This window comes from Streptomyces drozdowiczii, from assembly GCF_026167665.1.
Taxonomy (GTDB): Bacteria; Actinomycetota; Actinomycetes; order Streptomycetales; family Streptomycetaceae; genus Streptomyces; species Streptomyces drozdowiczii_A.
In genome coordinates, this window is the sequence record NZ_CP098740.1 from 2,581,987 (window position 1) to 2,604,117 (window position 22,131).

General features: G+C 72.8%; 16 protein-coding genes. 8 read left to right on the forward strand and 8 right to left on the reverse strand.

Annotation, left to right across the window (positions count from 1 at the left end; all coding sequences use genetic code 11):
• The first annotated feature begins 47 nt into the window (after positions 1–47).
• Together NEH16_RS11460 and NEH16_RS11465 are read left to right on the forward strand one after the other, a co-directional pair.
• Positions 48–1,658, forward strand: coding sequence for an N-acyl-D-amino-acid deacylase family protein (locus NEH16_RS11460; RefSeq protein ID WP_265541801.1), 1,611 nt, complete (start codon positions 48–50; stop codon positions 1,656–1,658).
• A gap of 33 nt (positions 1,659–1,691) precedes the next feature.
• Positions 1,692–2,555, forward strand: coding sequence for a DUF1206 domain-containing protein (locus NEH16_RS11465; RefSeq protein ID WP_265541802.1), 864 nt, complete (start codon positions 1,692–1,694; stop codon positions 2,553–2,555).
• A 64-nt stretch (positions 2,556–2,619) separates the two neighbouring features.
• Here NEH16_RS11465 and NEH16_RS11470 read toward each other — a convergent pair whose 3' ends face one another.
• Both NEH16_RS11470 and NEH16_RS11475 read right to left on the reverse strand, forming a co-directional pair.
• Positions 2,620–3,492 carry a S1 family peptidase gene (locus NEH16_RS11470; RefSeq protein WP_265541803.1) on the reverse strand — a complete coding sequence of 291 codons (873 nt, stop codon included), beginning with the start codon at positions 3,490–3,492 and terminating at the stop codon, positions 2,620–2,622.
• Between the two features lie 136 nt (positions 3,493–3,628).
• On the reverse strand, positions 3,629–3,955 hold the full coding sequence (locus tag NEH16_RS11475; RefSeq protein ID WP_265541804.1) for a hypothetical protein: 327 nt from the start codon (positions 3,953–3,955) through the stop codon (positions 3,629–3,631).
• A 348-nt stretch (positions 3,956–4,303) separates the two neighbouring features.
• Between NEH16_RS11475 and NEH16_RS11480 the strand changes: the two genes are divergently transcribed.
• Together NEH16_RS11480 and NEH16_RS11485 are read left to right on the forward strand one after the other, a co-directional pair.
• The gene (locus tag NEH16_RS11480; protein ID WP_073964246.1) at positions 4,304–5,515 is read left to right on the forward strand and encodes a pyridoxal phosphate-dependent aminotransferase; all 1,212 of its coding nucleotides are present in this window, start codon (positions 4,304–4,306) and stop codon (positions 5,513–5,515) included.
• A gap of 92 nt (positions 5,516–5,607) precedes the next feature.
• Positions 5,608–6,003 (forward strand): hypothetical protein, encoded by a 396-nt coding sequence (locus tag NEH16_RS11485; protein ID WP_073964247.1) that lies wholly within the window; start codon positions 5,608–5,610, stop codon positions 6,001–6,003.
• A gap of 71 nt (positions 6,004–6,074) precedes the next feature.
• On the opposite strand, the gene NEH16_RS11490 is transcribed toward NEH16_RS11485, so the two are convergent.
• The 3 genes from NEH16_RS11490 to NEH16_RS11500 form a co-directional block, all read right to left on the reverse strand.
• A complete protein-coding gene (locus tag NEH16_RS11490) occupies positions 6,075–8,207 on the reverse strand; it encodes a DUF7507 domain-containing protein (protein WP_265541805.1) in 2,133 nt (710 codons plus the stop codon).
• Between the two features lie 99 nt (positions 8,208–8,306).
• Complete coding sequence (locus NEH16_RS11495) at positions 8,307–8,759, reverse strand: hypothetical protein (RefSeq protein WP_265541806.1); 453 nt, start codon at positions 8,757–8,759, stop codon at positions 8,307–8,309.
• 248 nt (positions 8,760–9,007) lie between these two features.
• Complete coding sequence (locus NEH16_RS11500; protein ID WP_265541807.1) at positions 9,008–10,834, reverse strand: phosphoenolpyruvate carboxykinase (GTP); 1,827 nt, start codon at positions 10,832–10,834, stop codon at positions 9,008–9,010.
• A gap of 227 nt (positions 10,835–11,061) precedes the next feature.
• Between NEH16_RS11500 and trhA the strand changes: the two genes are divergently transcribed.
• Complete coding sequence (trhA, locus tag NEH16_RS11505) at positions 11,062–11,760, forward strand: PAQR family membrane homeostasis protein TrhA (protein ID WP_265541808.1); 699 nt, start codon at positions 11,062–11,064, stop codon at positions 11,758–11,760.
• A gap of 50 nt (positions 11,761–11,810) precedes the next feature.
• On the opposite strand, the gene NEH16_RS11510 is transcribed toward trhA, so the two are convergent.
• Complete coding sequence (locus tag NEH16_RS11510) at positions 11,811–13,817, reverse strand: thioredoxin domain-containing protein (RefSeq protein WP_265541809.1); 2,007 nt, start codon at positions 13,815–13,817, stop codon at positions 11,811–11,813.
• A gap of 182 nt (positions 13,818–13,999) precedes the next feature.
• Between NEH16_RS11510 and NEH16_RS11515 the strand changes: the two genes are divergently transcribed.
• Together NEH16_RS11515 and NEH16_RS11520 are read left to right on the forward strand one after the other, a co-directional pair.
• Positions 14,000–15,406: a DUF1800 domain-containing protein gene (locus NEH16_RS11515; RefSeq protein ID WP_265541811.1), complete on the forward strand. Its 1,407-nt coding sequence runs from the start codon at positions 14,000–14,002 to the stop codon at positions 15,404–15,406.
• A gap of 20 nt (positions 15,407–15,426) precedes the next feature.
• Positions 15,427–16,674, forward strand: coding sequence for a DUF1501 domain-containing protein (locus NEH16_RS11520; RefSeq protein WP_265541813.1), 1,248 nt, complete (start codon positions 15,427–15,429; stop codon positions 16,672–16,674).
• Here the strand turns inward: NEH16_RS11520 and NEH16_RS11525 are convergent, their stop codons facing one another.
• A complete protein-coding gene (locus tag NEH16_RS11525) occupies positions 16,675–18,075 on the reverse strand; it encodes a sensor histidine kinase (RefSeq protein ID WP_265541815.1) in 1,401 nt (466 codons plus the stop codon).
• The gene (locus tag NEH16_RS11530; RefSeq protein WP_073964255.1) at positions 18,072–18,776 is read right to left on the reverse strand and encodes a response regulator transcription factor; all 705 of its coding nucleotides are present in this window, start codon (positions 18,774–18,776) and stop codon (positions 18,072–18,074) included. The genes NEH16_RS11525 and NEH16_RS11530 overlap by 4 nt, the downstream gene beginning before the upstream one ends.
• Before the next feature lie 136 nt (positions 18,777–18,912).
• Between NEH16_RS11530 and NEH16_RS11535 the strand changes: the two genes are divergently transcribed.
• Entirely contained in the window at positions 18,913–22,113 is a 3,201-nt protein-coding gene (locus NEH16_RS11535; protein WP_265541817.1) for a tetratricopeptide repeat protein, read from the forward strand.
• Positions 22,114–22,131 lie beyond the last annotated feature (18 nt).

The window sequence follows — 22,131 nt, forward strand, 5'->3', positions numbered from 1 at the left end:
GGGGCCCGGGGGCGGAGCCCCGCTCCCCGGATCCCCGAAAGGCACCCATGGACCTCGTCATCCGCGACGCGACCGTCATCGACGGCACCGCCACCCCCTCCTACCGCGCCGACGTGGCCGTCACCGACGGCCGCATCACGGAGATCCACCGCGAGGACTCCCCCGGCCCCCGCCCCACCGGGCACCGCACGCTGGACGCCGACGGCCTCGCCCTCTCCCCCGGCTTCATCGACATGCACGCCCACAGCGACCTCGCGCTGCTCCGCGACCCGGACCACAGCGCGAAGGCCGCGCAGGGCGTCACCCTCGAAGTCCTCGGCCAGGACGGCCTGTCGTACGCGCCCGTGGACGACCGCACGCTCGCCCAGGTCCGCCGCTCCATCTCCGGGTGGAACGGCGACGGCGAGGACATCGACTTCGACTGGCGGACCGTCGGCGGCTACCTGGACCGCCTGGACCGCCAGGGCATCGCGGTCAACGCCGCCTACCTCATCCCGCAGGGCACGGTCCGGATGTACGCGGTGGGCTGGGACGACCGCCCCGCGACCGGTGCCGAACTGGACCGGATGCGGCAACTCGTGGACCAGGGCATGCGGGAGGGCGCGGTCGGCATGTCCTCGGGCCTCACCTACACCCCCGGCATGTACGCGGACGACGCCGAACTCACCGAGCTGTGCCGGGTGGTGGCCGCGCACGGCGGCTACTACTGCCCGCACCACCGGTCGTACGGGGCGGGCGCCCTGGAGGCGTACGAGGAGATGGTGCGGCTCACCCGCAGCGCGGGCTGTTCCCTGCACCTGGCCCACGCGACCATGAACTTCGGGGTCAACGAGGGCCGCGCCCCCGACCTCCTGGCCCTCCTGGACGACGCGCTCGACGCGGGCGCCGACATCTCCCTCGACACCTACCCGTACACCCCCGGCTGCACGACCCTCGTCGCGATGCTGCCCAGCTGGGCGAGCGAGGGCGGCCCGGAAGCGGTGCTGGCCCGGCTGGCCGACGCGGAGACGGCCGCCCGGATCCGGCACGACCTGGAGGTCGTGGGGTCGGACGGCTGCCACGGGGTGCCGATCGAGTGGGACACCATCGAGATCTCGGGCACCGGCACCCCCGGCCTCGCCGGATACGTCGGCCGTACGGTGGCCGAGTCGGCGGCCCTGCGGGGCGAGGAGCCCTGGGTGACCGCGCGGCGGCTGCTGGTGGAGGACCGGCTCGGGACGACGATCCTCCAGCACGTCGGCCACGAGGAGAACGTCCGGCAGATCATGCGCCACCGCGTGCACACGGGCGGCAGCGACGGCATCCTCCAGGGCGACAAGCCACACCCCCGCGCGTACGGCACCTTTCCCCACTACCTGGGCCGTTACGCCCGCGAGCTGGGCATCCTCTCCCTGGAGGAGTGCGTCGCCCACCTCACTTCCCGCCCGGCGGCCCGCCTGCGCCTCCCCGACCGGGGCCTCGTACGCGAGGGCTACCGCGCCGACCTGGTGCTCTTCGACCCGGCGACGGTCGCGGCGGGCTCGACGTTCGAGGCGCCCCGCACCCTGCCCGTGGGCATCCCGCACGTACTGATCGACGGCCGCTTCGTGATCGAGGACGGCCGGCGCACCCAGGTGCTGGCGGGGCGGTCGGTCCGCTCGGCGGCGGGCGCAGTGTAGTTTCCCCGCGCGCCGCCAGGGCAACCGGCTGTCATGAATATCTCTGCGACAGCCTCGAAGGGCCAGGGAAAGGCCCGGCAGGCGGGAAACAGCACAGCTGTGGAGGCGGCCGGCCGTGCGGGGTTCGTGGCACGCGGGGTCATCTACTTCCTCGTCGGTTTCCTGGCCCTGCGCATCGCGTTCAACGGCGGCGACAGCGACGGCAAGGGCGGCGGCGGCAAGCAGGCGGACCGGGGTGGGGCACTCGCGGAGATCGCGCAGAAGCCCTTCGGCCACGTCCTGCTGTGGGTCCTGGGCATCGCGCTCGTGGGCATGGCCCTGTGGCGGCTGTCCGAGGCGGCGTTCGGCGCGGCGGGCCCGGACGGGCACAAGGCGACCAAGCGGCTGGCCTCCGGCGGCCGGGCCGTCTTCTACGGCTTCGTCGCCTACTCGGTCCTGTCGTTCGCGGCCGGTGACAAGGGCAGCGGCAGCGGCAAGGGCGACGCCCGTTCGCAGGACGTCACGGCCAAGGTGCTGGACCTGCCGGGCGGCCGCTGGCTGGTGGGCGCGGCCGGTGTGGGCATCGCCTGCGCGGGCCTGTGGATCGCGGGCCGCGCGGCCCTGCGCAAGTTCCACAAGCACCTGCGGATGGACGACATGTCCCCGGCCATGCGGCGGGCCGTGGACACCACGGGGGTCTTCGGCGGTGTCAGCCGGGGCCTGGTCTTCGCGGTCGCCGGAGGTTTCGCGGTGTCGGCAGCGGTGAAGGCGCGCTCCGGTGAGGCCAAGGGCATGGACGACACCCTGCGGTCCTTCAGCGCCACCCCGGCCGGCCCGTGGCTGCTGGCCCTGATAGCCGTCGGCCTGGTCGCCTTCGGCCTGTTCTCCTTCGCCAACGCGCGGTGGCGCAAGATCTGAATCGCCGGACGCGCGACGAAGGGGCGGGGCCGCGAAGGCCCCGCCCCTTCTCACGTACGAAGGATCACGGCTTGGGCAGCGCACACCCCGCGCGGTTCAGGTCGAAGACGTTGCCGGTGCCGATGCAGGCGGCGATGCCGTAGGTCTCCTGGGCGTAGTTGATGCCCTGGCGGACCGTCACCTGCCCGTTCGCGTCGACCTCGCACGGGTTGTTGTCCGTGCAGCGCTGGCCGTCCTCGTTGCCGGTGTTGTTGACGGCGACCACCTTGCCGGTGGCGTTGTCGATCACGGGCGAGCCGGAGGTGCCGCCGATGGTCTGGCAGGCGGAGGTGTAGCGGACCGAGTCCTTCCAGGTCCAGTTCCCCTCCTTGAGGCGGTAGACGAAGCCGTCGACGTTGCAGCTGTAGAGGCGCTTCCAGTACCCGGACGCGACGGTGATCGCGGTGCCCGCGACGGGGTGCGTGGTGCTCAGCTCCAGCGCCTTGATGCCGTAACGGCTCTCGATCTGCGCGTACGTGGAGGTGAGCTGGTACACCGAGATGTCGGTGTCCGTCATCGTCCCGTACGCGATCTTGCTCGCCCGGACCGTTCCGACACCGCTGCCCGAGGCGTTGAGCAGGGTGAAGCTGCGGCTGGACGAGCGGTTGAACACGACCGCGCCGGGGGCCGGGAAGCCGGTCTCCAGGCAGTGCCCGTTCGACAGCACGAGGGCGGGGTCGCCCGGCTGCGAGGAGGGCGTGCGGACGACCGAGCCGGAGCAGTTGCTGAGCGCCACGGTCCCGGCGAAGTTGACCGCCTTGGCCCGTACCGCCTTCTCGGCCTTGACCGCGGTGCGAGCTGCCGGTGCCGCGCCGTGGCTCGTGGCCGCGGTCGCGGGTGCGATGCCCGCTCCGAGAAGCAGCACCGCGAAGAGTGCACCGACGAGAGGCTTTTTCATGTGGGGGTCCCCTCTTGCGACTGAACAGAGCACGACTGGCCTCTGCGACCGAAGTTCCTTCGGTTTGACATGCGCATGCTGGCGCACGGAGAGGGGGCGCACAAGGGGCGGATTCCGGCCGCCGCCTTCGCGGGACTCAGCCGGAGACCGCCGCCGCCTCCCGCGACAGCTGCACCGCCTGCCGCAGGCCAAGCCCCGGCTCGGCCTGCCGCAGTGCCTTGACCGCCGCCACCGCGTCGAGGGGGCCGTCGTATCCGCCCGCCGTGATCCGCCGCGCGGCCCAGCGCCCGCGCAGCTCCGCGTCCGGCACCCCGTACTGCGCCTCGGCCAGCGCGAGGGCCCGTTCCAGGCCGGGGCGGTCCGCCTCCGCCGCGCGCGCCAGCTCCTCGCGCAGCGCGGCGGCCACGGCGTCCGCGTCCCGCACCACGATCACGGCCAGGTCCTTCTTCCCGTTTCCGATCATGTACCGACCCTCCCCCGGAGCACCCGGGCGCATACGGCTGTTGAGCTACTTCAGAGGTACGGGAGGACCGGGACCGGCTGCGGGCGCACACACCGGCCGGGGCGCGCCCGCTTCCCGCGTGAGCCCCGGCGCACACCACTCCGTGGCGTAAGTCACCCGTTCCGGTCCGTCACACCGCCGCGCCACCCCATTCCAAGCCCCGGGCCTCCCGTGACCGGCGTTCCCACGGTTCGCGGGAGGCGGGCGCATGGCGATGAAAGCCCGCGCGGAGGTGCGCCGCCGCCCGGGCGGGCCAACCGGAGGGCAAAGCCCGGGCGGGCCGGGAAACACAGTCGTAAGCTCGCTGACATGCAGGTCATCCAGTCCACGAAGCTCGCCAACGTCTGCTACGAGATCCGCGGCCCCGTGCTCGAGGAGGCGATGCGGCTGGAGGCGGCCGGGCATCGCATCCTCAAGCTGAACACCGGCAACCCCGCCGCGTTCGGCTTCGAGTGCCCGCCCGAGATCCTCGAGGACATCCTGCGCAACCTCTCCGGGGCGCACGGCTACGGCGACGCGAAGGGGCTGCTGTCCGCGCGCCGCGCGGTGATGCAGCACTACCAGACCAAGGGCATCGACCTGGACGTCGAGGACGTCTACCTCGGCAACGGCGTCTCCGAGCTGATCCAGATGTCGATGCAGGCGCTGCTCGACGACGGCGACGAGGTGCTGGTCCCGGCCCCGGACTACCCGCTGTGGACGGCCTCGGTCTCGCTGGCGGGCGGCACGGCCGTGCACTACCGCTGCGACGAGCAGTCCGACTGGATGCCCGACCTCGCCGACATCGAGCGGAAGATCACCGACCGCACCAAGGCGATGGTGATCATCAACCCGAACAACCCGACGGGCGCCGTCTACGACGACGAGATGCTGCGCGCTCTCACGGAGATCGCCCGCCGGCACAACCTGGTCGTCTGCTCCGACGAGATCTACGACCGCATCCTGTACGACGGCGCCACGCACACCCCCACCGCGACGATCGCCCCGGACCTGATGGTCCTGACCTTCAACGGGCTGTCCAAGAACTACCGGGTCGCCGGTTACCGCTCCGGCTGGATGGCCGTCTGCGGTCCCAAGGCGCACGCCTCCTCGTACATCGAGGGGCTGACGATCCTGGCCAATATGCGGCTGTGCGCCAACATGCCCTCGCAGCACGCGGTCGCCACCGCGCTCGGCGGCCGGCAGTCGATCAACGACCTGGTGCTGCCCGGCGGCCGCATCCTGGAGCAGCGCGATGTGGCGTACGACCTGCTGACGCGGATCCCGGGCGTGACCTGCGTGAAGCCGAAGGGGGCGCTGTATCTCTTCCCGCGGCTCGACCCCAAGGTCTACAAGATCAAGGACGACCGGCAGATGGTCCTGGACCTGCTGCGGGCCGAGAAGATCATGGTGGTGCAGGGCACGGGCTTCAACTGGCCGGATCCCGACCACTTCCGCGTGGTGACGCTGCCCTCGGCGGAGGATCTGACGGACGCGATCGGCCGGATCGCCCACTTCCTGGACGGCTACAGCCAGGTGTAGCCGTATCCCCGCTCAAGGTTTTCTCGAAGACGGACAACTTTAGACTGAATCCAAGCTAGGATGGTTCTCACAGCACCACCAGGAGGCCATCCATGTACGAACCGATCCGCACCAAATCGGTCCACACACCGGCCGACCACGCCGGCGACTTCCCGCACCGCACCCGCGAGGAGGAGCTGGACATCCAGCTCGCCGGACACCTGGCCGCCCTGCTCGCGGTCACCGATGAGCTGGGTCTCGGCGAGGCGGGCGACCGCATCGCCGGGCAGGTGGCCAGGCTGCGCGGCGCCCCGCCCGTCCGTCACGCCGGACTGAGCGACGCCCCCGCGACCGCCCTCCACCGCCGCGCCCACGCCCTCGCGGGCCGGGCCCTGGTGGTGGCGGCCTCCCGCGCCGACACGGCGGTCGCGATCCTCTCGGCGGAGCGCATGGACGCCCACACCGAGGCGCTCGCTGCCGACGCCCGGACACCGGTCGGCGCCCACTGACGGCCCCGGTCCACGCACCGCAGAGGCGCGTGGACCGGGTGCCACCCATCTTCAGTTGTTACGCGTGCGCATCAGTGCCGGCCGCGCGGCCTGGACTTCATCCGTACGGTGACGATGCCGGCCAGCAGCAGGAGCACGGCCGCGATGCCCGCGCCGGTCGCCGCGCTGCCGGTGTCGGCCATGCCGCCGCCCCCGCCGTGCCCGCCGCCTCCGCCGTGGTGGCCCCCGTCATGCGTCGGGTGCGGCCCCGGGGTCCAGGACGGGCCCGGTCCGTGGCTGTGCGTGTGCGTCGGCTTCGGCGACGGGCTCGTGCTGTCCGTCGGCGACGGGCTCGGGGTCGGGCAGTCGTCCGTGGGCGACGGACTCGGGCTGGGGCTCGGGTTGGTCACCGGCACCTCGGTGGTGCAGGGCAGCTCGGGCGCCCCTTCCGTGGTGCAGCGCGCGCCCGGCGTGTCCGAGGTGACGGAGTTGCGCAGGACCGCGTCGCCCTCGTCGGGGTCGTCCACGGTGACCGTGTAGGTGATGGTCGCGGAGGCACCGGGGGCCAGCTCGCCGGACCAGTCGAGCGTGTCGCCGGTGACCTGCGCGGTCCCGGTGGTCGCGGTGGGTCCTGCGGTGAGCGAGGCGTCGTCCAGGACACCGGACAGGTCGTCGGTGAGGTGGGCGGGGCTCAGCGTGGTCTCACCGCTGTTGGTGGCGGTCACGGTGTAGGTGACGGTGTCGCCCGGCTCGGCCCCGGTGGGCTCGGCCGTCTTGGAGATGTCCAGCACCTGGTCGAGCTGCTCGACCGGGACGGACGCGGACGACTCGTTGGACGTCACGTCGTTGTCACCGGCCGTGCCCTGGGCGGTGGCGGTGTTGGTGAAGGTGTCGTCGACGACGTCCGCCTCGGTCAGGACGTGGGTGCCCTCGCAGACCATGGACGAGGTCGCGGACCCCATCGGGCCGAGCGTGGTGGACGGGCAGGTCACGTCGGTGACGGACGGGTCCTCGACGTGGACGTCGGTCAGCTCCGACGTACCGGTGTTGGTGACGAGGAACTGGTAGTGCACGGTGTCGCCGACCTCGAAGGGCTCGGTGGCCGCGTTGTCCGGGGGCGCGACGGTCTTGACCAGGTTCAGCTGGTCGAGCTCGTCCACGGAGCTGGCTTCGAGCGCCCGGATCAGGTGGGTGTCGATGCTGCCGCCGGTCGACCCGGAGAAGCCGAACTTGTACGTGGGCGGGGCGTCGGCCGTCATCTGCGTGGACAGCACGGGCTGGAAGCCGGCGCCGTCGTTGAAGTCGATCTCGACGGCCACGGTCGGCCGGGTGTCCGGGCTGACCGTGATGTGCACGGTGCGCTTGGCGGGCAGCGGGTCGGTGCCCTTCTCGCGCAGGCTGCCGGGCAGCGTGGAGCGGAAGCCGGACGCCTGGGTGTCGTCCGCCTCGATGGTGGAGTCCAGGAAGCAGTACCCGTCGTCGCCCTGCCCGGGGCCGCGCAGCGTGACGGTGTCGGGGACCGGGAGGCCGCTGGTGACCGGGGACTTCTGGCCGTCGGGGCAGCCGTTGCCGCGCAGCTCGGCGTCGTTGGCGAAGTTGCCGTACGCGTCGAGCCCGACGCCGAGGTAGCCGCCGTCGACCCCTGGTTCGAGGTTTCGCTGGGCGTACCCGAGGGAACCGCCGTTGGCCCCGGCCTTGGTGAGGTCCACCGAGCCGTCGACCAGGAAGAACCCGATGCCGTCGGCGCCGGCGTCCCCGGTCCCGTACTGGTACTGCTCGAACGTGACGTCGAGCCCGCCGTTGCCGGGCAGCGGGCGGTTGTAGAGCATCCCGCCGACCCGGTAGTAGTCGTGGTCCGTGAGCTGGAGCCACCCCGGGGTCTGGCCCGGGGTGGGCACGGGCGGGGTCATCTGGGTGTCGGGGTCGTCGCACGGCCCGGTCTGCGACTGCCCGGCGGGCGGTTCCTCCGACGCACCGGTCAGACAGGCGGTGTCCAGGGGTACGAAGCCGGGGTCGGCGACCGAGGTCCCGGTGAAGGTCTCGTTCAGCAGCACGGACTCGCCGAGCGCCCGGGCCGACGAGGAGGCGGCGGGCGCCGTATCGGCGCGGGGACCGGCGGACTGGGCGACCCCGGAGGCGGTGGTCAGCAGGAGCCCCAGCGCCGTCCCGGCACAGGCGGTGGCCGCCACAGCCGGAACGTGGAGCAGCCGTTCATATTTGCGCATGAAAAAAACATAAGAAAGCGGGACATGACGCCCGGTCAGCCCACCCGGGACACGCCGCAACGGCGGCCGAATGGCGGCGCGGGCCGCCGGACGCCCGGCTCAGGACGCGGACGGTGACGGGCGCGGGGACACCGTCGCGGCCCCCGCCGTCGACCGGAACGTCACCTCGGCCACCTCGCACTCCGGCGGCCCCGGCACCGCGTCCGGCCCGACGACCCGATCCGACACGGTGGCGCCGACCGCCAGGTCCTTCACGACCAGGGTGCGCTTCCCGGCGGCCGCGTCCTTCCCGCTCCCGGCCGCGCGGTCCCGGAAGACGAGGTGCACGGTGTACGTCCCGCGCCGGGCCGCCTCACTCGTGATCCGCACCCCGGCCACAGGGCGGCGCGTCTCCTCATCCATCCGGCAGGAGGTGACGGTGACGTCGTCGTACGGGTACCGCATGTCCGCGTGGACCTCGCCGTACGCGTGGGCGAACACGACCAGGCCGACGAGCCCGGCCACCGCCGCCACGGCGATCAGCGCGCCGACGGTGATCAGGGCGACCGTCATGCCGCTTATCCGGCGCCCGGGAAAGAGCGGCGGCCCGCCCTCCGACGTTTTCGGGTACGGCGGATACTGCATGCCGAGCGGCCCCCTCCGCTGCCGCGCACCGGCGGTGCGACCGGCTCAACCGTACGGGCGCGCGCCTCACCCCCGTAGCTCCGCAGGGTCACAACCCCACTACGAACAGGGCGCGTTGAGCAGGCCGATGGCCCCCGAAGCGGCTTCGGGGCCATCGGCCGTACGTACGCGGGAACTCAGCCCAGGCGCTCGACCAGCGCGCGGTACTCGTCCCACAGCTCCTTCGGCGTGTGGTCGCCGAAGGTGTTGAGGTGCTCGGGGACCAGCGCCGCCTCCTCGCGCCAGACCTCCTTGTCGACCTTCAGCAGGAAGTCGAGGTCGGACTCGGAGAGGTCCAGGCCCTCGGTGTCGATCGAGCCCTTCGCGGGAAGGATGCCGATCGGCGTCTCGACGCCCTCCGCCTTCCCCTCCAGGCGCTCGACGATCCACTTCAGGACCCGGCTGTTCTCACCGAAGCCGGGCCAGACGAACTTGCCCGCGTCGTTCTTGCGGAACCAGTTCACGTAGTAGATCTTCGGCAGCTTCGACTGGTCCGGCTTGTCGGCGCCGACCTTGAGCCAGTGGCCCATGTAGTCGCCCATGTTGTAGCCGCAGAACGGCAGCATGGCGAACGGGTCGCGGCGCAGCTCCCCGACCTTGCCCTCGGCGGCGGCGGTCTTCTCGGAGGCGACGTTGGCGCCGAGGAAGACACCGTGCTGCCAGTTGAAGGACTCGGTGACCAGCGGGACGGCCGAGGCGCGGCGCCCGCCGAAGAGGATGGCCGAGATCGGCACGCCCTTCGGGTCCTCCCACTCGGGCGCGATGATCGGGCACTGCCCGGCCGGGACGGTGAAGCGGGCGTTGGGGTGGGCGGCGGGCGTGCCGGACTCGGGCGTCCAGTCGTTGCCCTTCCAATCCGTGAGGTGCGCGGGCGGCTCCTCGGTCATGCCCTCCCACCAGACGTCGCCGTCGTCGGTGAGCGCGACGTTGGTGAAGACGGAGTTGCCCCACATCGTCTTCATCGCGTTGGCGTTGGTGTGCTCGCCGGTGCCGGGCGCGACGCCGAAGAAGCCGGCCTCCGGGTTGATCGCGTACAGCCGGCCGTCCTCGCCGAACCGCATCCACGCGATGTCGTCGCCGATGGTCTCGACGGTCCAGCCGGAGATCGTGGGCTCCAGCATGGCGAGGTTCGTCTTGCCGCACGCGCTCGGGAACGCGGCCGCCACGTACTTCGACTCACCGCGCGGCGGCGTAAGCTTCAGGATCAGCATGTGCTCCGCGAGCCAGCCCTCGTCGCGGGCCATGACGGAGGCGATGCGCAGCGCGTAGCACTTCTTGCCGAGCAGCGCGTTGCCGCCGTAGCCGGAGCCGTACGACCAGATCTCGCGGTCCTCCGGGAAGTGCGAGATGTACTTGGTCTCGTTGCAGGGCCAGGGGACGTCCTCCTGACCCTCGGCCAGCGGGGCGCCCAGCGTGTGGACGGCCTTCACGAAGTTGCGATCCTCGCCGAGCTCTTCGAGCACGGCGCTACCCATGCGCGTCATCGTACGCATCGAAACGGCGACGTACGCCGAGTCCGTGATCTCCACACCCATCGCGGACAGCGGGGACCCGAGCGGGCCCATGCAGAACGGGACGACGTACATCGTGCGGCCGCGCATGGAACCGCGGAAGACGCCCCGCTCCCCCACGAAGATGTCCCGCATCTCGGCGGGGTCCTTCCAGTGGTTCGTCGGACCGGCGTCCTCCTCCTTCTCGGAGCAGATGAACGTACGGGTCTCGACGCGGGCGACGTCGCTGGGGTCGGAGGCCGCGTAGTAGGAGTTCGGGCGCTTGATCTCGTCCAGCTTGGTGAAGGTGCCCTTGGCGACGAGCTCCCCGCACAGGCGCTCGTACTCGGCCTCGGAACCGTCGCACCAGACCACCCGGTCCGGCTCGGTGAGTGCTGCGATCTCGTCCACCCAGGAGATGAGCTCCTGGTGGTTGGTGGGAACAGTGAGGGGAGCCGCGATGTCGCGCGCCACGATCGCTCCTTGATGAGGGTGTATTCGGTTGGTGCTGTGCCCCGTGGGGGCTGCGACCCGGATGCGTGTACCCCTTCGAATTCCCCTTGGCGCTCATCCGGTGCCGACCGCACTCATTTGATCATCCGACCCTCGCGCCCATATGTCCAGAGGGTCGCCCATGTGAGCATCCACACTCGACTCCGGCCCATATCCGGTACCTACGGAGGCGTAGGTACGATGCGGGAATGACTGCTGACGCTGCCGCACCCGACAACGCCGGCCCCCGTCCGGCCACACTCGCCGACGTCCCGCTGAAGCCACGGATGCGCGGGTGGCTGCACGCCGGAATGTTTCCCGCCGTGGTCATAGCGGGCATCGTGCTCGTCGCCCTCTCGGACAGCACCCGGGGCCGGATCGCCTGTGCGATCTACGTTCTGACGGCCTGCCTGCTCTTCGGCGTGAGCGCGGTCTACCACCGCGGTACGTGGGGGCCGCGCGGCGAAGCCGTACTGCGCAGGCTCGACCACGCCAACATCTTCCTGATCATCGCGGGGACGTACACACCACTGACCCTGCTCCTGCTGCCCGAGTCCACGGGCACCCCGCTGCTGTGGGCGGTGTGGGCGGCGGCGCTCGCCGGCATAGCGTTCCGGGTCTTCTGGGTCGGCGCCCCGCGCTGGCTGTACACGCCGTGCTACATCGCGATGGGCTGGGCGGCGGTCTTCTTCCTGCCCGACTTCATGCGGACCGGCGGGATCGCGGTGCTGGTGCTGGTGGTCGTCGGCGGCGTGCTCTACAGCGCGGGCGGCGTCATCTACGGCATCAAGCGGCCGAACCCGTCACCGCGCTGGTTCGGCTTCCACGAGGTGTTCCACTCGCTGACGCTGGCGGCGTTCGTGGTGCATTACGTGGGCATCTCGCTGGTGGCGTACACCCACAGCTGACGCCTTCGCGGGGGTGTGCGCGGGGGCGCCTCGGGGCCCCCGCACAGGTGTCAGGCCCCGCCGAGCGCGCGGGCCAGGGTCTCCGCGTCCGTCGTCGGGGCGTCGCAGACGAAGTGCCGGCAGACGTACGCGGTCGGCGCGCCGTCCGCCATCGGCCGGTCGGCCAGCAGTGGGAACTCCGCCCCGCCCGACTCCCCCGCCGCGACCACCGCGCCGGGCGCCCGCCCGAGCAGGGCCGTACGGTGCAGCTCCCCGCCGACCGGCCCGGCGACGGCCACCTCGCGCGGCCCGTCGAGCAGCGCCTCGGCCACCGCGAGCCCCCAGCCGATGAAGCGCGGGGCGCGCGGGCCCAGCGCCTTCACGACGCCCAGGGCCTCCTCGGCGGCGGTGCGGTGGGACTCGGAGCCGGTGTGCGCGGCGTACGAGAGGAGCGCACCGGCGGCGGCCGTCCAGCCGGCCGGAGTCGCGCTGTCGGTGGGGTCCTGGGGGCGGCGGATCAGCCGCTCCGCGTCGTCCGCGGTGTCGTAGAGCTGGCCGCCCTCGCCCCGGAAGTGCTGGAGCACGATGTCCAGCAGGAATCCGGCGAACTCCAGCCAGGCTCCCTCGCCGGTGACCCCGGCCAGCGCGAGGAAGCCCTCCGCGACGTCCCCGTAGTCCTCGAGCACCCCGGCGTGGTCCCCGGCGCGCCCGTCCTTCGACGTCCGCACGAGCCGGGCGACGGGGCCCATGTGCACCCGCACCAGCAGATCGGCGGCCTCGGTGGCCCGCTCGACCAGGTCCGGCCGGTCGAAGAAGGCGCCGGTCTCCGCGAGCGCGGCAATGGCGAGCCCGTTCCAGGCGGCGACGATCTTGTCGTCGCGGCCGGGGCGCGGGCGCTCGTCCCGGGCGGCGAGCAGCCGCTCCCGTACGCGGGCGGCGCGGGGGTCGTCGGGGTCGCCCGGCAGCTGGAGCACCGAGGAGCCCTCCTCGAAGGTGCCCTCCTCGGTCACCCCGAAGTGCTCGGCGGCGAACGCGGCGTCCTCCTCGCCCAGCACCTCCCGCAGCTGCTCCGGCGTCCACACGTAGTACGCGCCCTCGACGTGCTTGCCGTGCGCGTCCTCGCTGTCGGCGTCGAGCGCGGAGGCGAAGCCCCCTTCGGGCGTCCGCAGCTCGCGCACCATGAAGTCGGCGGTCTCCAGGGCCACCCGCCGGGCGAGTTCGGACCCGGTGGCCCGCCAGAGGTGGGCGTACACGCGGCAGAGCAGCGCGTTGTCGTACAGCATCTTCTCGAAGTGCGGGACGACCCAGTCCCGGTCCACGGCATACCGGGCGAACCCGCCGCCGAGCTGGTCGTAGATCCCGCCCCGGGCCATCGCCGCGCAGGTGTCGGCGGCCATCTGAAGGGCGCCGTCGGCCCCGGTGCGGGCGTGGTGCCGCAGCAGGAACTCCAGCACCATGGACGGCGGGAACTTGGGCGCCCCGCCGAACCCGGCCCGCTTCTCGTCGTAGTCCCGGGTCAGCCCGAGCAGCGCCTGCGCGAGCTCCGCCTCCCCGGGCGGCCCGTCGCCGCCGTGCGCGAGACTCCGCTCGGACAGGTCCCGCACGATCCGCCCGGCAACCTCCCCGACCTCGTCGCGCCGGTCGGTCCAGGCAGCGGTGACCCCTTCGAGCACCTGCCGGAAGGAGGGCATCCCGTGTCGCGCCTCGGGCGGGAAGTAGGTCCCGAAGTAGAACGGCTCCGCATCCGCGGTGAGAAACACGGTCATGGGCCACCCGCCCTGCCCGGTGGCCGCCTGCACCGCCTCCATGTACACCGCATCCACATCGGGCCGCTCCTCACGGTCCACCTTGACGGACACGAAGTGCGCGTTCATGTACGCAGCGGTCGCCTCGTCCTCGAACGACTCGTGCGCCATGACATGGCACCAGTGGCAGGACGAGTACCCCACGCTCAACAGCACGGGCACATCCCGCCGCCGGGCCTCCTCGAACGCCTCGGGCGACCAGGGCCACCAGTCGACCGGATTGTCAGCATGCTGAAGCAGATACGGCGAGGTCACACCAGCCAACCGGTTCATACGAGCCAGCCTCTCACAGTGCCCCACGCCGACATGGGGACCTCACAGAGGCGGGATGTTCCCCGGCACGGTGAGGGCCACCGCGCCCTTCTCCAGCACCGAAGCCGCCAGGGCCGCGGTTCACACCCGATTCACACCGTCCGCCGACCCGCACGGAACGGTCCCGCGGCACGCTGCCGGGTATGGGAAGGACACTCGACACCAGGGCACACGTCACGCGTCTGCTGCAACGTACGGGCTTCGGTGCGGGCCCGGACGCCGTGGACGCGGCGGAGAAGTGGGGGTTCGAGGCGACCCTGGAACGCGTGCTCGGGGCGGGGCACGACGCCGGTGCCGAGGCGACGCCCGCGCCCGAGCCGGGGCCGCTGCCTCCGCGCAACAGCAAGCGGAAGGAGAAGGAGAAGAAGGCCGCCGGCTCACCGGAACCGGCGCCCCGTGCGTCGGACACCGCGAAGGAGCCGAAGAACGACCCCGTACGCAAGAAGTACCGGGAGGAGCTGCGCCGGCAGCGGGCCGAGGCCACGCACTGGTGGCTGGAGCGCATGGTGGCCGCCGAGCGGCCGTGGACCGAGAAGCGCACCCTGTTGTGGCACAACCACTGGGCTACGTCCATCCAGAAGGTGAAGTCCGGGGCCGCGATGCTCCAGCAGAACGAGACGCTGCGCCGGCTCGGCGGGGGCGATTTCCGGACGCTGGCCCGTGCCATGGTCGTCGATCCCGCCCTGATGGTGTGGCTGGACGCCGACGGCAGCACCGCGAAGGCGCCCAACGAGAACCTCGGCCGCGAGCTCATGGAGCTGTTCGTGCTCGGTGTCGGCAACTACACGGAGACCGACGTGCGCCAAGCCGCCGCCGCCCTCACCGGCTGGACCCTCGACCGGCACAGCACGCCGTGGAAGGCCCGGTTCCGGCCGGGCCGCCACGACCAGGGACGGCAGACGGTCGTCGGGGAGACCGCCGACTTCTCGGCCCGCACCCTCATCGACCACCTGGTGAGCCTGCCGGACTCGCACGCACATGTGGCCGGCCGCATGTGGGGCGCGCTGGTGAGCAACGAGAACAAGCCGTCGAAGACGGCCCTGGCGCGCATCACCGAGGCGTACGGGGCGAGCCGCGACACCACCGCGATGTTCCGGGCGATGTTCACCGACGACGCCTTCGCGGACCCCGCGAACGTGCTGGTCAAGCAGCCGGTCGAGTACGTCGTGGGCAGCCTCAGGGCACTCGGCGTACGCCCCTCCAAGCTGCCGGACAAGGCCCGCGAGCAGTTGCTGACGCGCACCCTCGCGGGGCTCGGTCAGGTGCCGTTCGCGCCGGAGAGCGTGGGCGGCTGGCCGGCCGGCGCCGCGTGGCTGACGACGTCGGCGGCGCAGGTGCGGATCGGCTTCGCGCAGGGACTCGTCAAGCACGCCGATCTCGGCGATGTGGAGGACGCTCCGGCGAAGGAGCGGCCCGATCTCCTCGCCCGCGTGCTCGGCGTCGGCGCCTGGGGCGATGCCACCAGGGGCGTGCTGAACGCCGCCGCGCGCGACCCGCACAAGGTGACGGCGCTCGCGCTGACCGCGCCCGAACATCTCGTACTGAGCTGAATCCGAAGGAGACGGAGCCCGTGGACACATGGAGCCGACGCAAGTTCCTGACCGCGAGCGGCGTCGCCGGAGGCGTCGCGCTCGCCGGCGGGGCGACCGCTTGGGGCGTGAGCGAGCTGCTCGCCACCGGATCGTCCGCAGGCGGCGACAGCGAAGCCTCGACGCTGGTGCTCGTCACCCTCTACGGGGGCAACGACGGCCTCAACACCCTGGTGCCGGCGGCCGATCCGCACTACCGCGACCTGCGCGGCGCTCTCGCGTACGACGAGGGCGAGGTGCTGCCGCTGGGCGAGGGGCTCGGCCTCAACCCGGGGATGAAGGGCCTGAAGAAGCTCTGGGACGACAAGCGGCTCGCGGTCGTCCGAGGTGTCTCGTACCCGAAGCCCGACCACAGCCACTTCCGCTCGATGGCGATCTGGCAGACCGCGTCGCCGTCCGGGCCCGTGCCCTCCGGCTGGCTGGGCCGCTGGCTCGACCACGAGGGCGGCGGGGACCCGCTCAGGGCGGTGTCCGTGGGGGCGACGCTGCCGCCGCTGATGGCCGGGGAGACGACGGCGGGCGCGGCGGTCCGGCTCGGCGGCAAGAAGCTGCCCGACGCCTGGCAGCGGGCCTGTACGGAACTGGCCCGCGTCGACAAGGACGCGCACCCGCTGCTGCGCCGGGCCGGCGCCTCGCTCGCCGATCTGGCGAAGGTGTCGACGGCCTTCGACGGCAGCCGGATGACCGACCGGGAGGATCCGAACGAGCCGCGCGACGAGGACGACGGCAACGACGGCGCCTCGGCGGGCGGCCAGGGCGAGCTGGGCGCTCAACTGGACGTGGTGGCCAAGGCGATCGAGGCGGGCGTCTCCACCCGTGCGTACAGCGTGAGCCTGGGCGGCTTCGACACGCACGCCAACGAGAAGGCGACCCAGTCCCGGCTGCTCGGGCAGCTCGACAAGGACCTCACCGCCTTCCTGGAGCGCGTACGCGGGACGCAGGCGGGCCGGAAGGTCGTCGTCGCCGTCTACTCGGAGTTCGGGCGGCGCCCCAAGGCCAACGCCAATCAGGGCACCGACCACGGCACGGCGGGCCCGGTCTTCGTGCTGGGCGATCCGGTCCAGGGCGGGTTCTACGGCGACCAGCCGAGCCTCACCGACCTGACGGACGACGACCTCCGCGTCACGACCGACTTCCGGGACGTGTACGCCACCCTGCTCCACGGCGTCCTCGACACCGACCCCGGCAAGGTCCTCGACGGACACGACACGACGCTCGCGTTCCTGTGATCACCGGTGGTGCGCCGTCACCGGCAGGCGGACACGCACCCGGGTGCCCTCACCGGGCCTACTCGTGACCTCCACCGTGCCCCCATGGGCCTCGGCCACCGCCGCGACGATCGCCAGGCCGAGGCCGCTGCCCTCACCGCTGTGGGCGGGCGACGCGCGGTAGAAGCGGTCGCACACGCGGGGCAGGGCTTCGGCGGCGATGCCGGGGCCGGTGTCCTCCACCGTCAGCAGGGCCTCCCCGCCGTCGTCCGCGCGCCGCACCGCAACCCGTGCCGGGGTGCCGTCCGGCGTGTGGTTGCGTACGTTCGCCAGCAGGTTGTCGACCACGCGGCGCAGCTGCTCGGCGTCCCCGCGGACGACGACGCCCGGCTCGACGGCGACCGTCAGCGGTGATCCGGGGGCGACGACCCGGGCGGCGGACACCGCGTCACGGGCGATCGCGGCCAGATCGGCGTCGTCCCTTGCGCGCGCGGGCACGGCGTCCAGGCGGGCGAGCAGGAGGAGGTCGTCGACCAGGCGGCGCATCCGCAGGGCCTCGGTGGTGATGCCGTGCATCGCGCTGTCGCGTTGCGCGGGAAGGGCCAGGACCCCCTGGTGGTGCAGGTCGGCGTAGCCGAGCACCGCGGTCAGGGGGGTGCGCAGCTCGTGCGAGGCGTCGGCGACGAACCGGCGGAGCCGGTCCTGGGCGGCCCGCTGCCCGGCCAGCATGGTGTTCAGGGCGAGGCCGAGGCGCCCGACCTCGGTGTCCGCGTCGGCGGGCGCGACCCGGCCGGTGCGGTCCCCGGCCGCGATGGCGTCCGCGTCGGCGGCCATGGCCTCCAGCGGGCGCAGGCCCCGGCGCAGGATCCACAGTCCGCCTCCCGCGAGGAGGATCAGGGCGCCTCCGGTCGCCGCGCACTCGATCAGGAGCAGGCGGCGCAGCGTGCCCCGCACCTGGTCGAGCGGTGTCGCCACGATCAGCGTGCCGCGACCCGGGACCCGGGCGGTGAGCAGCCGGTAGTCGGGTCCGCCGGGACGGGCCGGGCCGACGGTGACCGGGGTGCCGCGGCCCGCCTTCGGCAGCGGCTTCGGCAGCTCCGGCGCCGCGTCGGCGGGGTCGCGCAGGCGGGGCACGAGCTCCCGTACCGTGCCGTCGGGCCTGCGGAGCTGGAGGTAGAACTCGGAGGCGCCGAGGAGGCGGACGTCGTTGCCGAGCCGCGCGTCCGCGCCGGGCTCCGCGAGCTGGTGCGCCACGCGTCCGCGTACCGCGCGCAGGGTGACGTCGGCGTCCGCGGTGAGGTAGCCGCGCAGTGCCCCGTAGACGACCGCGTCGAGGGCGACGAGGGCCACCGCCGCCGTCGCCAGCAGGGTGAGTACGAGTCGTCCGCGCAGCGAGCGGGGGCGCCGCCGGCCGACGGTCACGGTGTCCCCGGGTCGCGCAGGATGTATCCGATGCCGCGCCTGGTCTCGATCAGGGGCGGGCCGAGCGCGTCCAGCTTCCGGCGCAGGTAGGAGATGTACGTCTTCACGACGCCCGGGTCGCCGTCGCCGAAGTCCCATACGTGTTCGAGGAGTTGTTCGTGGGTGAGGACGCGGCCCCGATGGGTCAGCAGGTGGTGCAGCAGGCGGTACTCGGTCGGTGAGAGGTCGACACGGCGGCCGGCCCGCCGTACCTCGTAGGTGGCGGTGTCCACTTCGAGGTCGGCGCAGCGCAGCACCTGCTCCGGTGACCGGCCTTCGCCCCTGCGCAGCACCGCCCGCACCCGTGCGGCCACTTCCGCGAGGCGGAACGGCTTGGTGATGTAGTCGTCGGCGCCCAGGTCGAGCCCGTCCACGACGTCCGTGCCGCTCTCCCTGGCGGTGAGGAAGACGACCGGCACCGTCGAACCGCCCTGCCGCAGCCGTCGTACGACGTCGAATCCGTCGAGGTCGGGAAGCATGACGTCGAGCAGCACGAGATGCGGATCGTGCGCGCGGGCCGCCGCGAGGGCCGCCCGGCCGGTGGTCGCCTCGGTGACCTCGTAGCCGAGGAATCTCAGCGAGGTGGCCAGCACGTCGAGAATGGCCGGCTCGTCGTCCACGACGAGCAGCCGAAGGCCCCGCGCCTCGTCCGGTGTGCTCATGAACGGCCATCCTGGCATCCGCTGTCGGTGACCCTTCCCCGGGTGCCCGCTCCGCCCGCCCGCATCCCCTCGCGCCCGCGCCCCCGACCGACGACACTGGTACCTCGCGACCACCGGAGCCGGAGGGGGACGACAGATGCGGATGCGGGACGGTCACCGGGCCGACGCGGAACGGGCGTTGGTACGGGCCGTGGAGGAAGAGGCACGGCGCAGTGGCGGGCGGACGGATGCGGCCGTGCTGCTGCCCAGGGCGCGGGCTTCCCTCGACACCATCGCGGAGGGCGCGGCGGAGGAGTACGCGGCGTATGTGCAGGCGCTCGACGCCTCGGCGGGCGGGCAGCGGTTCAGCCGGGAGAGCATGGCGACGCCGTTACTGGTGACCGGTGTCGCCGCCGCAGCGGCCTTCGGCGCCGACGTGGCGCTCGGCACGGCGTCCGGGCTCGCGCTCGGCGCGGGCGCGGTCGTCGCCGTGGCGGGGGCCACCGCGACGGTCGCCAAGGCCACCGCCTCGCACCGGCCGGCCGCCGAAACGGCCGGCCGGGCGGACCAGCTGCGGCTGCAATGGCTGGCCGCCCTGGACGTACGGGGCATACGCCCGTTCCTCGACCAGCAGCGGATGCTCGCCGCCACCACCCGGGCCCCGGCGAAGAAGGCCGCCGCCAAGGCGCGCACACCGCTGCGCGGCGGGGACCGCAGCGCGGCGGCGCGGATGCGGTCGCTCCTGGAGCAGTCGTTCGGCCATCTCCCGGCTGCCGACGGGCTGTTCGCGGGGCGCCGGGCCGAACTGGCCCGCATCGCCCAGTGGGTGCACGCGGCCCGCGCGTCGACCGAGACCAAGCCGACCGTCGTCGTGCTGCACGGTCCCCCGGGCGCCGGGCGCACCACGCTCGCCGTGCGGGCGGCGCACGAGCTGAAGGACCAGTTCAAGGGCGCGTGCGTGGTGGACCTGCGCGGTGACGCGGAGGGCGAGGCACCGCTGCCGACCCGGGACGCGCTGCTGCATCTGCTGAACCGGCTGGGCGCGCCCCGCGAGCAGCTGCTGTTCCGGGACAGCGCCTCCGCCGAGCAGCAGGTGCGCCGGCTCGGCGAGCTGTACCACCAGCATCTGACGGGCACCGCCGTGACGATCGTCCTGGACGACGCCCGGGACGCGGAGCAGGTTGCCACGCTGATCCCGGAGCGCTCCGACAGCCTGGTCCTGGTCACCGCCCGCGAGCCGCTGGAGCTGCCCGATTCGCTGCCCGCCTGGGTGCACCGGCTGGAGGTCGGGGCCCTCGATCCGGGCGGCGCGGAGGAGCTGCTGCGCGGGGTGTCGCAGGAGGCCGAGCCGGGTCCGTACGACTATCCGTCCAGCGAGGCGATCACCGAGCTGTGCGGCGGGCTGCCGCTGGCCCTGCGCGTCGCCGGTTCGGCGCTCGGGGCGCGTACGGCGGACGTGCTGGCCGCCGACCTCGCCGCCTACGGCCCGGTGCCGCCCGTCGAGCGCGCCCTGTGGCTGCGCTACACCGACCAGTCCGAGCAGGCCAGGCGGCTGCTGCGGCGGCTCGCGCTGGCGGGCCGGGCGAGCCTGGGCGCGGCGGCGGCCGCGGCGCTGCTCTCCGCCGACGAGCAGGAGGCCGGCCGGCTGCTGACGGCGCTGTCCGGGGCCGGGCTGCTCGACCACGTACGCGGCTCCCGCTACCGGCTGCACGACCTGGTACGCGGCTTCGCCCTGGCCCGGCTGCTGGACGAGGAGGAGCCGGCCGAGCGCGCCGCCGCGCAGGAGCGGCTGATCGCGAACTACGCGGAGCTGGCCGGTGCGGTGATCCGGATGGTGGACGGCAAGATGTCGACCCGGGCCGGCCAGTTCGGCTCGCACGGCTTCAGCTCGCTGGACGCGGCCCTGCGCTGGCTGGACGACGAGTCGAGCTTCATCACCTCCGCCCTGCGGCACGCGGAGGGCGTCGACCAGGCTGCGGTGCTCGCCCTGCTCGGCGCGCTGTGCGACTACTGCCTGCTGCGCGGCGACCTCTACCGGCTGGGCGAGATCAGCGAGCTGTCCCAGGCGGTCGACCAGGGGCTGCTCGAACGGTCGGTTCGCTGGCGTACGGGCATCGCGGCCCGGCAACTGGGCGAGCTGGACAAGGCCCGCACCACGCTGTCCTCCGTCGTCGGCCTGTACCGGGAGGCGCAGAACGACTCCGGTACGGCGCTGGCGCTGTGCTCCCTCGGCATCACGCTGCACCACCAGGGCAATCTGACCGAGGCGGCGGCCCGGCTCCGCGAGGCGATGGAGCTCCAGCTCGCCGCCGGGCAGGACGCGGACCGGGCCTGGTCGCTGCACGCGCTGGCCGCCGTCGAACGCGACCGGGGCAACTTGGCCGAGGCGGTGGCCCTGCTGGACACCGCGCTCACCCTGCACCGCGAGGGCGAGTCGCTGCACGGCGAGGCGTGGACGCGGTTCCAGTCGGGCCAGGTCCGGCTGCGCCTGGGTGAGGTGGAGGAGGCCGAGACCGCCCTGCGCGCCGCCCTCGATCTGTACGGGCGGACCCGGGACGAGCGCGGCACGGCGTGGGCGACGACCCAGCTGGCCCGGGCCCGGCTGCTGGACGGCGAACCGGGCGCGGCGGTCGAGCAGCTGGCCGGCGCCCTGGCCCGCCACCGGGACAACGAGGACGCGCGCGGCGAGGCGTGGACCCTGTACTACCTGGGCCAGGCGCTGGAGGAGACCGGCGACACGGTGGAGGCCGTACGGCAGCTGGAGCGGGCCCGGACGATGTTCTCGCGGATGCGCGATGTCTACGGTCTGGCGTGCGCCCGGCACCACTCGGGGCGCGTCACCCGGGATCAGCGGGCCGCCCAGACGGGCAACCTGCGCAATTCCGGCTTCGCCCGCCAGCTGCTGGCCGACGCCCGGGCGGACTTCCGGCGCATCGGGGTCGCCCACGGCGAGGCGTGGACCTGCCTGGACCTCGCGCTGATCGACGCGGGCAACCAGCGGACGCCCCAGGCCCTCGGGCTGTGCGACGAGGCGGTCGCCCTGTTCGAGTCGTACGGGGACGCGCGCGGCGCCGACTGGGCGCGCTTCCTGCGCTGCACGCTGCTGCCGTACGCCTCACCGGGCGGCGTCGAGGTGGGCACGGTGGTCGCCCAGCAGGAGCTGGCCGAACTGCGCGCGTCCGGCCACCCGGCCAGGGACCCCAAGGTGGACGACTGCGCGGACACGTACCGGGTGGTCCTGGACCGCGGCGCGGACCTGGAAACGGGCTGGCAGGCGTGGTCGCTGCACCTGGTCCCGTCCCGCCGGACGCGGGAGATCATGGGGGTGGCGGTCCATTCGAGCCCGCCCGGCGATTGAGGACATCTTCTCGCCGGA